General features: G+C 70.8%; 12 protein-coding genes and 1 pseudogene. 11 read left to right on the forward strand and 2 right to left on the reverse strand.

Going from position 1 to position 13,676, the window contains the following annotated elements:
- Nucleotides 1-4: 4 nt before the first annotated feature.
- On the reverse strand, nucleotides 5-1,243 hold the full coding sequence (locus AAFF41_RS26955; RefSeq protein ID WP_343324749.1) for a threonine aldolase family protein: 1,239 nt from the start codon (nucleotides 1,241-1,243) through the stop codon (nucleotides 5-7).
- A gap of 174 nt (nucleotides 1,244-1,417) precedes the next feature.
- On the opposite strand from AAFF41_RS26955, the gene AAFF41_RS26960 reads away from it, so the two are divergent.
- From AAFF41_RS26960 to AAFF41_RS27005, 10 genes and pseudogenes are all read left to right on the forward strand, one after another.
- Nucleotides 1,418-2,350, forward strand: a complete 933-nt coding sequence (locus AAFF41_RS26960; protein ID WP_319751834.1) for a Rossmann-like and DUF2520 domain-containing protein — start codon at nucleotides 1,418-1,420, stop codon at nucleotides 2,348-2,350.
- Nucleotides 2,347-3,339 (forward strand): pantoate--beta-alanine ligase, encoded by a 993-nt coding sequence (panC, locus tag AAFF41_RS26965; RefSeq protein WP_075032432.1) that lies wholly within the window; start codon nucleotides 2,347-2,349, stop codon nucleotides 3,337-3,339. The genes AAFF41_RS26960 and panC overlap by 4 nt, the downstream gene beginning before the upstream one ends.
- Nucleotides 3,336-5,057 (forward strand): annotated as a pseudogene (locus AAFF41_RS26970) (L-aspartate oxidase); the annotation flags it as partial. The gene panC and the pseudogene AAFF41_RS26970, both read left to right, overlap by 4 nt.
- A 67-nt stretch (nucleotides 5,058-5,124) precedes the next feature.
- Entirely contained in the window at nucleotides 5,125-6,150 is a 1,026-nt protein-coding gene (gene nadC / locus AAFF41_RS26975; RefSeq protein ID WP_343324750.1) for a carboxylating nicotinate-nucleotide diphosphorylase, read from the forward strand.
- A gap of 5 nt (nucleotides 6,151-6,155) precedes the next feature.
- Nucleotides 6,156-6,953: a type III pantothenate kinase gene (locus AAFF41_RS26980; protein WP_054237503.1), complete on the forward strand. Its 798-nt coding sequence runs from the start codon at nucleotides 6,156-6,158 to the stop codon at nucleotides 6,951-6,953.
- A 404-nt stretch (nucleotides 6,954-7,357) separates the two neighbouring features.
- Nucleotides 7,358-7,984, forward strand: a complete 627-nt coding sequence (locus tag AAFF41_RS26985; RefSeq protein WP_343326360.1) for a hypothetical protein — start codon at nucleotides 7,358-7,360, stop codon at nucleotides 7,982-7,984.
- Between the two features lie 13 nt (nucleotides 7,985-7,997).
- The gene (locus AAFF41_RS26990; RefSeq protein WP_319751831.1) at nucleotides 7,998-8,177 is read left to right on the forward strand and encodes a hypothetical protein; all 180 of its coding nucleotides are present in this window, start codon (nucleotides 7,998-8,000) and stop codon (nucleotides 8,175-8,177) included.
- 178 nt (nucleotides 8,178-8,355) lie between these two features.
- Entirely contained in the window at nucleotides 8,356-8,841 is a 486-nt protein-coding gene (locus AAFF41_RS26995; RefSeq protein WP_415925969.1) for a BlaI/MecI/CopY family transcriptional regulator, read from the forward strand.
- Nucleotides 8,842-8,850: 9 nt separating this feature from the next.
- Complete coding sequence (locus AAFF41_RS27000) at nucleotides 8,851-9,396, forward strand: amino-acid N-acetyltransferase (RefSeq protein ID WP_099921324.1); 546 nt, start codon at nucleotides 8,851-8,853, stop codon at nucleotides 9,394-9,396.
- 227 nt (nucleotides 9,397-9,623) lie between these two features.
- Entirely contained in the window at nucleotides 9,624-9,959 is a 336-nt protein-coding gene (locus AAFF41_RS27005; protein ID WP_054237508.1) for a histone-like nucleoid-structuring protein Lsr2, read from the forward strand.
- Nucleotides 9,960-9,993: 34 nt separating this feature from the next.
- Here the strand turns inward: AAFF41_RS27005 and AAFF41_RS27010 are convergent, their stop codons facing one another.
- Entirely contained in the window at nucleotides 9,994-10,686 is a 693-nt protein-coding gene (locus tag AAFF41_RS27010; protein ID WP_343324751.1) for an SCO3374 family protein, read from the reverse strand.
- Between the two features lie 430 nt (nucleotides 10,687-11,116).
- On the opposite strand from AAFF41_RS27010, the gene AAFF41_RS27015 reads away from it, so the two are divergent.
- Nucleotides 11,117-13,642 (forward strand): ATP-dependent Clp protease ATP-binding subunit, encoded by a 2,526-nt coding sequence (locus AAFF41_RS27015; RefSeq protein ID WP_054237510.1) that lies wholly within the window; start codon nucleotides 11,117-11,119, stop codon nucleotides 13,640-13,642.
- Nucleotides 13,643-13,676: the final 34 nt, after the last annotated feature.

Raw genomic sequence — 13,676 nt, forward strand, 5'->3', positions numbered from 1 at the left:
GTGGTCAGCCGGGCAGTCGCTCGACGAACTCCCGGACGGCCGCCCGTACGTCCTGCGCCGTCCACTCCAGAGCGGGCGCCGCCACCGTGACCTCGGTGAGCGCGAGCCCCGGACCGCCCCGCATCCAGCTCTGGGAGAAGAGCGAGGTCTTCGTCTCCTCGGTCTGCCGCAGCGCCGCGTCCGTGAGGACGTCCGGGTCGTACGGCAGCCAGACCTGGAACTGGTGGGTGTGCGGCTCTTCCGGGTGGACGCGCGCCCAGGGGATCTTGGCCTCCGTGAAAGCCTCGCGCAGGGCGGCGGCGACCACGCGCGCGTGAGCCACGTACTCCGGCAGCCGGGGCAGCTCCTGGTCCAGGCCGATGAGCGCGGCGAGCACCGTGGGGAACTGCTGGAGGATCATGCCGCCGTACCGGTGCCGCCAGGTCTTCGCCTCGTCGATCAGGGTCTTCGGGCCCGCGATCAACGCCCCGCCGAAGCCTCCGAGCGACTTGTAGAACGACACGTAGACGCTGTCCGCGAGGCCCGCGATCTCGTCCAGCGGGCGGCCGAAGTGCGAGGTGCACTCCCACAGGCGGGCCCCGTCGAAGTGGACCACCGCGTCACGATCCCGGGCGGCCTCCACGACCTCGGAGAGTTCCTCCCAGGAGGGCAGCACAAAACCGGCGTCCCTGAGCGGCAGTTCGAGCAGCAGCGCCCCGAAGGGCTCCTCGAAGTCCCGTATCTCCTCGGCCGTGGGCAGCCGGGGCTCGTCGGTCACCCGCACCGGGCGCAAGCCGCTGACCTGGCTGAACGCCTGCCGTTCATGGACCTCGGGGTGGCTGAGCGCATGGAGTGCGACGGTCGGGTTCCCGGTACGGCCCGCCCAGCAGCGCAGGGCGACCTGCTGGGCCATGGTGCCGGTGGGGAAGAAGGCGGCCGCCTCCTTGCCGAGCAGGCCCGCGACCCGCTCCTCCAGGGTCTCGACGATCTGGCCCCCGTACATGTCGACGGGCCGGTCGAGGTCGTACACACCCGCGGCGCCGTCGTTCAGCCAGGCCAGCCGTTCCCGGACCGTGTGCTGGTGGCTGGGCTGCCACAGCACGCGCCGGGCCGCCCGCAGCGCGGCACTCCGCCGCGCCCGCAGCCGCTCGGCCGCCTCCTCCGGATCCTGGCCCGCGCTCTCCGGGTCCTGCCCCGCCGTCTCCGGGTCCTGTCCCACCGTCATCGGGTCCTGTCCCGCCGCCGTTTCCGCCGTATCGCTCATCCCCGGATGATGTCGCGCGCGGCCCCGCCTCGGCATCCTCGTTTTCCGCACCCCCCGCGACCTGCGGAAACCCACAGCCTGTGGACAACGAAAACGACGCTCGAGCCAATCGCGTTAACATGACGAGAAATCGTCCGGTACCCCGAGCGGACTGGAACGGAAGGCCGCCGTCGAGTGAGTACATTCCACCAGCCAGACCCCAAGGACCGCCCCGCGCGGCTCACCGTCGGCGTTGTCGGCGCGGGCCGGGTCGGCCCCGCCCTCGCCGCGGCGCTCCAGCTCGCCGGGCACCGCCCGGTGGCCGTCTCCGGGGTCTCCGACGCCTCCAGGCGGCGGGCCGCGCTGCTCCTGCCCGACGTGCCGCTGCTCTCCCCGGCGCAGGTCCTGGAGCGCTCCGACCTGGTCCTCCTGACCGTCCCGGACGACGCCCTGCCCGGGCTCGTCGAGGGGCTCGCCGAGACGGGCGCCATCCGGCCCGGACAGCTGCTCGTGCACACCTCCGGGCGGTACGGCGCGCGGGTGCTCGACCCGGCGCTCAGGGCGGGCGCCCTGCCGCTCGCGCTGCACCCCGCCATGACGTTCACCGGCACCCCCGTGGACGTGCAGCGGCTCGCCGGATGCTCCTTCGGGGTCACCGCGCCCGAACAGCTGCGTCTGGCCGCCGAGGCCCTGGTGATCGAGATGGGCGGCGAGCCCGAGTGGATCGCCGAGGAGTCCCGCCCGCTCTACCACGCGGCCCTCGCGCTCGGCGCCAACCACCTGGTGACCCTGGTCGCCGAGTCCATGGAACTGCTGCGCACCGCCGGCGTGGAGGCCCCGGACCGGATGCTCGGCCCGCTGCTCGGCGCCGCCCTCGACAACGCCCTCAGGTCGGGCGACGCCGCCCTCACCGGGCCTGTCGCGCGCGGAGACGCCGGCACGGTCGCCGCGCACGTCGCCGAACTGCGCAAGCACGCCCCCGGGACCGTCGCCGGCTATCTCGCGATGGCCCGCGCGACCGCCGACCGGGCGCTGGCCCACGGCCTGCTGAAGCCGGAACTCGCCGAGGACCTCCTCGGGGTACTCGCCGACGGCGCGACCCTGCCCGACGACGGGAGCGACCGATGACCACCACCCTGCTGCGCACCGCCGACGAGCTGCACGCGCGCGTACGGCGCGGCAGCCGGGCCGTCGTGATGACCATGGGCGCCCTGCACGAGGGCCATGCCACGCTGATCCGCGCCGCCCGCGAGATCGCCGGGCCCGAGGGCGAGGTCGTCGTCACGGTCTTCGTGAACCCGCTCCAGTTCGGCGCGGGCGAGGACCTCGACCGCTACCCGCGCACGCTCGACGCCGACCTCAAGATCGCCGAGGAGGCGGGCGCGGACGCCGTGTTCGCCCCCTCCGTGGACGAGGTCTACCCCGGCGGCGACCCCCAGGTACGCCTCTCCGCGGGTCCCATGGGCGAGCGCCTGGAGGGTGCCGTGCGCCCCGGTCACTTCGACGGGATGCTCACCGTCGTCGCCAAGCTGTTGCACCTCACCCGGCCCGACGCGGCGCTGTTCGGGCAGAAGGACGCCCAGCAGCTCGCCCTGATCCGCCGCATGGTGCGCGACCTGAACTTCGGCGTGGAGATCGTCGGCGTGCCCACCGTGCGTGAGGAGGACGGGCTCGCCCTCTCCAGTCGCAACCGGTACCTCTCGCCCGAGGAGCGGCGCACCGCGCTCGCCCTCTCGCAGGCCCTTTTCGCGGGCCGCGACCGGCACGCCGCCCAGGAGGCCCTGCGTGCCCGGGCCCGCGAGGTGCCCGCCACACGCGCACGTGCCGAGGCGCTGAGCGCGATCGGCGAATCCCGCGCCGCCGCCGACGCGCACGCGGTCGCCAAGGCCGTACCCGGCGCCCCCGCCGCCGTCCGCGCCGCCGCCCGCCTCGTCCTGGACGAGGCCGCCCGCCTCCAGCCGCCGCTGGTCCTGGACTACCTGGCGCTGGTCGATCCGTCCGACTTCACCGAGATCGAGGACGACTTCACCGGCGAGGCGGTCCTCGCCGTCGCCGCCCGGGTCGGGACGACCCGCCTGATCGACAACCTCCCCCTCACCTTCGGAGCCGCCTCGTGACCGCCACAGGCACAGGTACACCTACGGGTACTGGCATACGACTGCACGCACCCGCCCCCGGCTGGGCCCTCACCGCGGACGTGGTGGTCGTCGGCTCCGGCGTCGCGGGCCTCACCGCGGCGCTGCGCTGCGAGGCCGCGGGCCTGCGGACCGTCGTCGTCACCAAGGCCCGCCTCGACGACGGCTCCACGCGCTGGGCGCAGGGCGGCATCGCCGCGGCCCTCGGCGAGGGCGACACCCCGGAGCAGCACCTCGAGGACACCCTCGTCGCGGGCGCGGGCCTGTGCGACGAGGACGCCGTGCGCATCCTCGTCACCGAGGGCCCCGACGCCGTACGCCGCCTGATCGAGACCGGTGCCCACTTCGACGAGTCCACCGAAGGCCAGCTGGCACTCACCCGTGAGGGCGGTCACCACCGCCGCCGCATCGCGCACGCGGGCGGCGACGCGACCGGCGCCGAGATCTCCCGAGCCCTCGTCGAGGCGGTACGCGCGCGTGGCCTCCGCACGGTCGAGAACGCGCTCGTCCTGGACCTCCTCACGGACTCCGACGGACGCACCGCGGGTGTGACCCTCCACGTCATGGGAGAGGGCCAGCACGACGGCGTGGGAGCCGTCCACGCCCCCAACGTGGTCCTCGCCACCGGCGGCATGGGCCAGGTCTTCTCCGCGACCACCAACCCGTCGGTCTCCACGGGCGACGGCGTGGCACTCGCCCTGCGCGCGGGCGCCGAGGTCTCCGACCTCGAATTCGTCCAGTTCCACCCGACCGTGCTCTTCCTCGGCCCGGACGCCGAGGGCCAGCAGCCGCTGGTGTCGGAGGCGGTACGCGGCGAGGGCGCCCACCTGGTCGACGCGGACGGCGTGCGCTTCATGGTCGGCCAGCACGAGCTGGCCGAACTGGCGCCCCGGGACATCGTCGCCAAGGGCATCATGCGGCGCATGCAGGAGCAGGACGCCGAGCACATGTACCTCGACGCCCGGCACTTCGGCGCCGACATGTGGGAGCACCGCTTCCCGACCATCCTCGCCGCCTGCCGTGCCCACGGCATCGACCCGGTCACCGAGCCCGTCCCGGTCGCCCCGGCCGCCCACTACGCCTCCGGAGGCGTCCGCACGGACGCCCGCGGCCGCACCACGGTGCCCGGCCTCTACGCGTGCGGCGAGGTCGCCTGCACCGGAGTCCACGGCGCCAACCGGCTCGCCTCCAACTCCCTCCTGGAAGGCCTCGTCTACGCCGAGCGCATCGCCGCGGACATCGCGCGCGGCCGCTCGGAAAACGGCATCCCCGCGCGCGTGCCCGTACCGGTCCCGCACCCCGACAAGCCCGCCCACCCCCTGCTCGCCCCCGAGGCCCGGTTCGCGATCCAGCGGATCATGACGGAGGGCGCCGGTGTGCTGCGCTCCGCCGCCTCCCTCGCGACCGCCACCGGCCGGCTCCAGCAGCTCCACACCGACGCCCGCGACGCCCTCGACGAGAACGGCAAGACCTCCGAGCCCGGTGTCGACACCTGGGAGGCCACCAACCTCCTGTGCGTGGCCCGGGTCCTGGTCGCGGCCGCGCGCCTGCGCGAGGAGACTCGTGGCTGCCACTGGCGCGAGGACCACGCCGACCGCGACGACGCCGACTGGCGCCGCCACATCGTCGTACGGCTGAATCCCGACCGCACGCTGGCCGTACACACCACGGACACCGCAGACTTCCCCCCGACCCTCCAGCAAACCCCCGGCTCCCCCGACCAGGGGGGACCCCCGTGCCCCAGCGCCTTCAGGAGCAGTGACAGCAGTGAGCACCCCCGACCTTCCCCTCGTCCAGAGCGGCGGCTGCGGCGACGGCTGCGGCTGCGGCGCCGAAGCGGACGACGACGCGTACATGGAGTGCGGTCTCGACCCCGCGCTCGCCCAGCTCCTCGCCGACGCCGGGCTCGACCCGCTGGAGGTCGAGGACATCGCGAACGTCGCCATCCAGGAGGACCTCGACCACGGCGTGGACGTGACGACCGTCGCCACCATCCCCGAGGACGCCGTCTCCACCGGCGACTTCGTCGCCCGTGACGCGGGCGTCGTCGCGGGCCTGCGGGTGGCCGAGGCGGTCATCTCCGTGGTCTGCACCGACGAGTTCGAGGTGGAGCGGCACGTCGAGGACGGCGACCGGGTCGAGGAGGGCCAGAAGCTCCTCAGCGTCACCACCCGCACCCGCGACCTCCTGACCGCCGAGCGCAGCGCGCTGAACCTGCTGTGCCGGCTGTCCGGCGTCGCGACCGCCACACGCGCGTGGGCGGACGCCCTGGAGGGCACCAGCACCCGCGTGCGCGACACCCGCAAGACGACGCCGGGCCTGCGCGCCCTGGAGAAGTTCGCGGTGCGCATGGGCGGCGGCGTCAACCACCGCATGTCGTTGTCGGACGCGGCGCTGGTCAAGGACAACCACGTGGTCGCCGCCGGCGGGGTCGCCCAGGCCTTCGAGGCCGTCCGCGAGGCCTTCCCGGAGGTGCCGATCGAGGTCGAGGTCGACACGCTGCACCAGCTGCGCGAGGTCGTGGACGCGGGGGCCGACCTGATCCTTCTCGACAACTTCACGCCCGTCGAGTGCGAGGAGGCGGTGGCCATCGTGCAGGGCCGGGCGCTCCTCGAAGCCTCGGGGCGGCTCACGCTCGCCAACGCCGGGGTGTACGCGAAGACCGGCGTCGACTTCCTGGCCGTGGGCGCGCTGACCCACTCCTCGCCGATCCTGGACATCGGCCTCGACCTGCGCGAGGCGTCGACGGACGAGGCATCGACGGACCAGGCCTCGACGGACGAGGCGGAGTAGGACCCATGCTGCTCACCATCGATGTCGGCAACACGCACACCGTCCTCGGTCTCTTCGACGGCGAGGAGATCGTCGAGCACTGGCGCATCTCCACGGACGCCCGCCGCACCGCCGACGAGCTCGCCGTGCTCCTCCAGGGACTAATGGGCATGCATCCGCTGCTCGGCGAGGAACTGGGCGACGGCATCGACGGCATCGCGATCTGCGCCACCGTCCCGTCCGTACTGCACGAACTGCGCGAGGTGACCCGCCGCTACTACGGCGACGTGCCCGCCGTGCTGGTCGAGCCCGGCGTCAAGACCGGCGTGCCGATCCTCACGGACAACCCCAAGGAGGTCGGCGCGGACCGCATCATCAACTCGGTCGCCGCCGTCGAGCTCTACGGGGGGCCGGCGATCGTCGTCGACTTCGGTACGGCGACCACTTTCGACGCGGTGAGCGCGCGGGGTGAGTACGTCGGTGGTGTCATCGCGCCCGGGATCGAGATCTCCGTGGACGCGCTCGGGGTCAAGGGGGCCCAGCTGCGCAAGATCGAGGTGGCTCGGCCACGGGCGGTCATCGGCAAGAACACCGTCGAGGCGATGCAGTCCGGGATCATCTACGGGTTCGCGGGGCAGGTCGACGGGGTCGTCAACCGGATGGTGCGTGAGCTGGCGGAGGATCCGGACGATGTCACCGTCATCGCTACGGGTGGGCTCGCGCCGATGGTTCTCGGCGAGTCCTCCGTCATCGACGAGCACGAGCCGTGGCTCACGCTGATCGGCCTGCGCCTGGTCTACGAACGCAACGTGTCCCGCACCTGACTCCCTTCGCCCCCACCCGACCCGTCCCCAGGGGCTCCGCCCCCGGACCCTCGATCGCACGAAGGGCTCGTCCTCAAACGCCGGACGGGCCGAGGCTCACAGGGGCGCGGGGAACTGCGCGCCGAGCCCCCACCGGCCGTCGGGCGAACGAACTCGGGCAGGCGGGGAATGCGGGGGCGAAGTCCCCGCCCTGGGGGCGGGGGAACCGCGCGGGCAACCTCCGCCGTCCCGCAGGCGAAGGGGGTTCGGGGCGGAGCCCCGGCAGGGGGTGCCGTGGGGGACAGTCACCCCCGGATCGAACCCCCTGCCGACCCCCGGAGGGACACGCGCAGACGCTATGCGGATTTTGTCTGATTAGCGCGTATCGTCGCCGCATGCCCACGCCCTACGGATCCCGCGGCGGCATGGCGTTCGGAGCACAGGAGCTGCGTGTGCTCCGTCGCGCTCTCGCCCTCGCCCTCCACCCCACCCCCGCCTCGGCCGAAGACGTCCAGGACTGCCTCCGTCTCGCCGAGTCCGTCGACGAGGCGGCCCGCGAGGGAGCCAGGCTCAGGGCCTTCCTGCTGGCCGACCTCGCCCGCTACCGGGCCGCCCTGCCCGGCACCGCCGCGGGCTATCTCGTCCTCCTGGAGGAGGCACTCGGGTCGGGCTACCGTCCCGACCCGGACGACCTCTCCGCGCTCCGGGCGGTGCGCGGCAACCCCACTGCCGCCGCCCTCCTGGACCGCTGCGCGACCCTCGCCGAGCAGGACGTCCGCACCCGCCTCGCGGGCTGCTGCGGCACCACACCCGCGGTCCCCGCGTCCCGTACCCGCCTGACGGCCCTGCCCGGCGGCCTGGCCGCGCTCTCGGCCTCGGAGGAACCCGTGAAGAAGCCCGCGGGCAACCCCGCCGCCGAGCCGCGGCCGCAGTCCCCGGCCAAGGGCCCGCGCCCGGACCGTCCCATCCCGACCCCGGGCGAGGTCTTCCCGCCGAAGCGCAAGCCCGCGCCGCCACCGGCGAACCCGCCGCAGCAACTCGCCGCGGGCTAGCTACTCTGGGGGCATGGACTATGTCTCCGCGCTGGTGCCCCCCGTAGTGATGGCCGTGTTCTTCATCGGGTTGATCGTGACGATCGTGAAGACCCAGGGCGGGGCCAACAAGTCCAAGGAGGACGCGGTCGTCGACGCCGCCCTCGCGCGCGCGGAGAGCGCCCGCCAGGGCTCCCCCGACGCCAAGGCCTGAGGCGACACCAAGGTCACATGCCCCGGCCGACGTGGCGCGCGTCCCCGCCGGGGCACTCATCGGCGTACGACTCATACGTTCTCATACGTTTTTCGAGTCGTACGCCCTTTTTGTTGGTGATCTCCCACTATTGTTCTGAGCTGTGCCTCGCCCATTGGGAGAACTCGAAGACGCGGTCATGACGCGGGTGTGGAAGTGGAACCGCCCGGTGACCGTTCGAGAAGTCCTGGAAGACCTTCAGCAGGAACGGTCCATCGCGTACACCACGGTGATGACCGTTTTGGACAATCTCCATCAGAAGGGCTGGGTGCGCAGGGAGGCGGAAGGCCGGGCCTATCGATATGAGGCGGTCTCGACGCGAGCCGCCTACGCGGCCGCACTGATGAACGACGCGTGGTCCCAGAGCGACAACCCCGCCGCCGCTCTCGTCGCCTTCTTCGGCATGATGAGCCAGGAACAGCGGCGCGCGCTGCGGGATGCCGTACACATCGTGCAAGGGCCTGAAGAAGACCCCGAACAAGGCGCGCACGGCGGCGAAACACGTGTAACCCCTGACGCCGCCGACGAGAAGCGGGTCGAGAAGCCCGACGAGGCGTCCGGTGAGAAGCAGGGTGAGAAGCCGGGCGAGAACCCCGACTCCGGCCCGGGCGGCACCGGGCGATAGCGTCCGCCCATGCCAGCAGAGCATCCAGCACCTCGTCCCGAAGACACCGCAAAAGCCGTCACCGTCCGGCGGGCCAGGACCAGTGATGTCCCGGCCGTGCGCCGCCTCCTCGACGCGAACGTCCGCCGTGGCATCCTGCTCGACAAAGCGACGGTGACGCTTTACGAGGACATCCAGGAGTTCTGGGTCGCGGAACGCGACGACAACGCCGAGGTGGTCGGCTGTGGTGCGCTGCACGTCATGTGGGAAGACCTCGCGGAAGTCCGCACTCTTGCGGTGAACCCCGCGGTCAAGGGCGTCGGTGTCGGTCATCAGTTGCTGGAGAAGTTGCTGCAGACCGCCCGCTGGCTCGGCGTTCGCCGGGTTTTCTGTCTGACCTTCGAAGTCGACTTCTTCGCGAAGCACGGCTTCGTGGAGATCGGCGAGACGCCCGTCGACAGGGATGTCTACGCGGAGCTGCTGCGTTCCTATGACGAGGGCGTCGCGGAGTTCCTCGGTCTCGAACGAGTGAAACCGAACACCTTGGGCAACAGCCGGATGCTTCTGCATCTGTGATCGCCGGCGACTATTCCGTCCGACCGCCTTGCCCGCGTTCCCTATGTCCGAAACGCGCACGTTTCCGGTCTTCCAGCGGCCCCCGAGTCTCACCCAGGGGTTTGTGTTTTTCCAGCAAAAGCGGTTTGCTTTCCGACGTACTGCAGTACTGCATATAACAGGGGACGTGAAACAGCGGCACACGCCGCAGGCCCTCGACCCTCAAGTTATCGATGAAAGGAAATCCGGTGGCACAGAAGGTTCAGGTCCTTCTTGTCGACGACCTCGACGGTGGCGAGGCGGACGAGACCGTGACGTTCGCGCTGGACGGCAAGACGTACGAAATCGATCTCACGACCGCCAATGCGGACAAGCTCCGTGGCCTTCTCGAGCCCTACGTGAAGGGTGGTCGTCGTACCGGAGGCCGCGCTGCGGGGGGGCGTGGAAAGGCGCGTGTCGCTTCCGGTGGCAGCCAGGACACCGCACAGATCCGCGCGTGGGCGAAGGAGAACGGTTACGAGGTCAACGACCGTGGCCGCGTTCCGGCGTCCATTCGCGAGGCCTACGAGAAGGCCAACGGCTGAGTCGAGGCCCATGGCCCAGTTGCCCAGCCAAGGTCTACGAGTAGGCCGGCGGCTGGGCGCACGCGCGTCGCAGCCGGACCCGGTGGCACTGTGTCGCCACCGTGTCCACGAGTCGTACGAGATCGGGGGCGCCCCCACCGCCCCCCACGGCCGACAGAGTCGGCAACGAGGGTTCCACCTCGCACCCCGGCTCGGGGGGCCGCAGCCAGACGGCGGCCCCCTGTGGACCGGACCCGCCGGGCCCTCCCGTCCCCGTCCCGTCCGCGGTGATCAGCCCCTCGGACGCCCCTTCGGATGCCCCTTCCGGCACCCCCGGCGGCAGCGGAGCCTCGATGCTCCCGCCCGCGCCGATCGCCGTGAGATCGAGCGCCAGAGCGCCCCACTCCAGCCAGTCGAGCAGCCCCGGCAGTTCTTCCGCGCTTCCCGCGGCCACCAGCAGCCACATCCGCTTCCCGTGCCGAGCCGACCGCTTCCCGTGCCGAGCCGCCGGATCCCCGCACGGTGCCGATCGGCTTGCGTGCAGGGCCACCGGAGAGGTCGGTCCCAGGTGTCGCAGGGCTCTGACACCCGCCTCCGCAGGGATGTCCAGGACGTCGAAGCGCAGGCCGACGGCCAGTCGTAGCGGCGAACCGGGCACTGTCGCCCAGCCGAGTTCGTTCTCGTACCACTGCCGCACCGGGTCGCTCGGGTGGAGCGGGCGGCGGGGGAGGGGGACAGTGGGAAGCATGTAAGGAGGAACCGTCGGAAGGGCTCCAGGGTTACGCTGGGTGTTTCGTCATGTGCGCTGAGTATCGAAAGAAGAGGCGTGTAGAGGCGATCGATGGCGCAAGGATGTTCGCCCATAGCGGAGGGAACCGGTGCGCGCGGCATGGAGTGTCAGTGCGTACGGGTAAGACATCCCTAGTGAGAGGGGCGACACGCATGGCTCGGGCACCTCACGTTCGCCATCGGCGTACAGCTGGTGAGGGTATCTGCCTGGCCTGCGGGAACATCGTCTCGCACCATCAGGTTGGAGCAGATGTCGGCGTTCGGGGTCAGGAGGCCAAGGACGGTGTCGGCAGTTGGAATGAGCGGTCCCCGCTTGCGGGACTAAGCTGCGGAAGGACAGGGAGGGGAGCGTCCCCTTACTGCCTGACCGCTCTGAGGAGCGATTAACGATGTTCGAGAGGTTCACCGACCGCGCGCGGCGGGTTGTCGTCCTGGCTCAGGAAGAAGCCCGGATGCTCAACCACAACTACATCGGCACCGAGCACATCCTCCTGGGCCTGATCCACGAGGGTGAGGGTGTCGCCGCTAAGGCCCTGGAGAGCCTCGGGATTTCGCTCGAGGCGGTCCGTCAGCAGGTGGAGGAGATCATCGGGCAGGGGCAGCAGGCCCCGTCCGGGCACATCCCCTTCACCCCCCGTGCCAAGAAGGTCCTGGAGCTCTCGCTCCGCGAGGCCCTTCAGCTGGGCCACAACTACATCGGCACGGAGCACATCCTGCTCGGCCTGATCCGAGAGGGCGAGGGCGTCGCCGCCCAGGTCCTGGTCAAGCTGGGCGCAGACCTCAACCGGGTGCGGCAGCAGGTCATCCAGCTGCTCTCCGGCTACCAGGGCAAGGAGACCGCCACCGCCGGCGGTCCTGCCGAGGGCACCCCCTCCACGTCCCTGGTCCTCGATCAGTTCGGCCGGAACCTCACCCAGGCCGCTCGTGAGTCCAAGCTCGACCCGGTCATCGGGCGCGAGAAGGAGATCGAGCGTGTCATGCAGGTGCTGTCCCGCCGGACCAAGAACAACCCGGTCCTCATCGGCGAGCCCGGCGTCGGCAAGACCGCCGTCGTCGAGGGCCTGGCGCAGGCCATCGTCAAGGGCGAGGTGCCCGAGACCCTCAAGGACAAGCACCTCTACACCCTCGACCTGGGCGCGCTGGTCGCCGGTTCCCGCTACCGCGGTGACTTCGAGGAGCGGCTGAAGAAGGTCCTCAAGGAGATCCGCACCCGCGGCGACATCATCCTGTTCATCGACGAGCTGCACACGCTCGTGGGTGCGGGTGCCGCCGAGGGCGCCATCGACGCGGCGTCGATCCTGAAGCCGATGCTGGCCCGCGGTGAGCTCCAGACCATCGGTGCGACGACCCTGGACGAGTACCGCAAGCACCTCGAGAAGGACGCGGCCCTCGAGCGCCGCTTCCAGCCGATCCAGGTGGCGGAGCCTTCCCTCCCCCACACGATCGAGATCCTCAAGGGCCTGCGCGACCGCTACGAGGCGCACCACCGGGTCTCCATCACGGACGAGGCACTGGTCCAGGCCGCCACCCTGGCCGACCGGTACATCTCGGACCGATTCCTGCCGGACAAGGCGATCGACCTCATCGACGAGGCCGGATCCCGGATGCGCATCCGCCGGATGACCGCGCCGCCGGACCTCCGCGAGTTCGACGAGAAGATCGCGGGCGTCCGCCGCGACAAGGAGTCGGCCATCGACTCCCAGGACTTCGAGAAGGCGGCCTCTCTCCGCGACAAGGAGAAGCAGCTGCTGGCGGCGAAGGCCAAGCGCGAGAAGGAGTGGAAGGCCGGCGACATGGACGTCGTCGCCGAGGTCGACGGCGAGCTGATCGCCGAGGTCCTCGCGACAGCGACCGGCATCCCCGTCTTCAAGCTGACCGAGGAGGAGTCCTCGCGTCTGCTGCGCATGGAGGACGAGCTCCACAAGCGGGTCATCGGCCAGAAGGACGCCGTCAAGGCGCTCTCCAAGGCGATCCGTCGTACGCGGGCCGGTCTGAAGGACCCGAAGCGTCCGGGTGGTTCGTTCATCTTCGCGGGCCCGTCCGGCGTCGGTAAGACCGAGCTGTCCAAGGCCCTCGCCGAGTTCCTCTTCGGTGACGAGGACGCGCTGATCTCCCTCGACATGTCGGAGTTCAGCGAGAAGCACACGGTGTCGCGTCTCTTCGGTTCGCCCCCCGGATACGTGGGCTACGAAGAGGGCGGTCAGCTGACGGAGAAGGTGCGGCGCAAGCCGTTCTCGGTGGTCCTCTTCGACGAGGTCGAGAAGGCTCACCCGGACATCTTCAACTCGCTGCTGCAGATCCTGGAGGACGGTCGCCTGACCGACTCCCAGGGCCGGGTCGTGGACTTCAAGAACACGGTCATCATCATGACGACCAACCTCGGCACGCGGGACATCTCGAAGGGCTTCAACCTGGGCTTCGCGGCCACGGGTGACACGAAGTCGAACTACGAGCGCATGAAGAACAAGGTCTCGGACGAGCTCAAGCAGCACTTCCGCCCCGAGTTCCTCAACCGCGTCGACGACGTGGTCGTCTTCCCGCAGCTGACGCAGGAGGACATCCTCAAGATCGTCGACCTGATGGTCGGCAAGGTGGACGAGCGCCTCAAGGACCGGGACATGGGCATCGAGCTCTCCCAGTCCGCCAAGGAACTGCTGTCCAAGAAGGGTTACGACCCCGTCCTGGGCGCGCGGCCGCTGCGTCGCACGATCCAGCGCGAGATCGAGGACACGCTCTCGGAGAAGATCCTCTTCGGCGAGCTGCGCCCCGGTCACATCGTGGTCGTCGACACGGAGGGCGAGGGCGACACCAAGACCTTCACCTTCCGCGGTGAGGAGAAGTCGGCGCTGCCCGACGTCCCGCCGATCGAGCAGGCCGCGGGTGGGGCAGGACCCAACCTGAGCAAGGAGGCGTAGCGCTCGGCGCTCGCCTGAACGAAGGGGCTGCCCC

It is taken from the genome of Streptomyces mirabilis (genome assembly GCF_039503195.1).
Classification (GTDB): Bacteria; Actinomycetota; Actinomycetes; order Streptomycetales; family Streptomycetaceae; genus Streptomyces; species Streptomyces mirabilis_D.

What these genes read in the sequence shown, in the direction of transcription:
- AAFF41_RS26985 (WP_343326360.1), top strand. Translation starts at nt 7,358, where the DNA reads ATGGCGTTCGGAGCACAGGAGCTGCGTGTGCTCCGTCGCGCTCTCGCC.
- AAFF41_RS26995 (WP_415925969.1), top strand. Translation starts at nt 8,356, where the DNA reads ATGACGCGGGTGTGGAAGTGGAACCGCCCGGTGACCGTTCGAGAAGTC.
- AAFF41_RS27000 (WP_099921324.1), top strand. Translation starts at nt 8,851, where the DNA reads ATGCCAGCAGAGCATCCAGCACCTCGTCCCGAAGACACCGCAAAAGCC.
- AAFF41_RS26955 (WP_343324749.1), bottom strand. Translation starts at nt 1,243, where the DNA reads ATGAGCGATACGGCGGAAACGGCGGCGGGACAGGACCCGATGACGGTG.
- AAFF41_RS26980 (WP_054237503.1), top strand. Translation starts at nt 6,156, where the DNA reads ATGCTGCTCACCATCGATGTCGGCAACACGCACACCGTCCTCGGTCTC.
- AAFF41_RS27010 (WP_343324751.1), bottom strand. Translation starts at nt 10,686, where the DNA reads ATGCTTCCCACTGTCCCCCTCCCCCGCCGCCCGCTCCACCCGAGCGAC.
- panC (WP_075032432.1), top strand. Translation starts at nt 2,347, where the DNA reads ATGACCACCACCCTGCTGCGCACCGCCGACGAGCTGCACGCGCGCGTA.
- AAFF41_RS26990 (WP_319751831.1), top strand. Translation starts at nt 7,998, where the DNA reads ATGGACTATGTCTCCGCGCTGGTGCCCCCCGTAGTGATGGCCGTGTTC.
- AAFF41_RS27015 (WP_054237510.1), top strand. Translation starts at nt 11,117, where the DNA reads ATGTTCGAGAGGTTCACCGACCGCGCGCGGCGGGTTGTCGTCCTGGCT.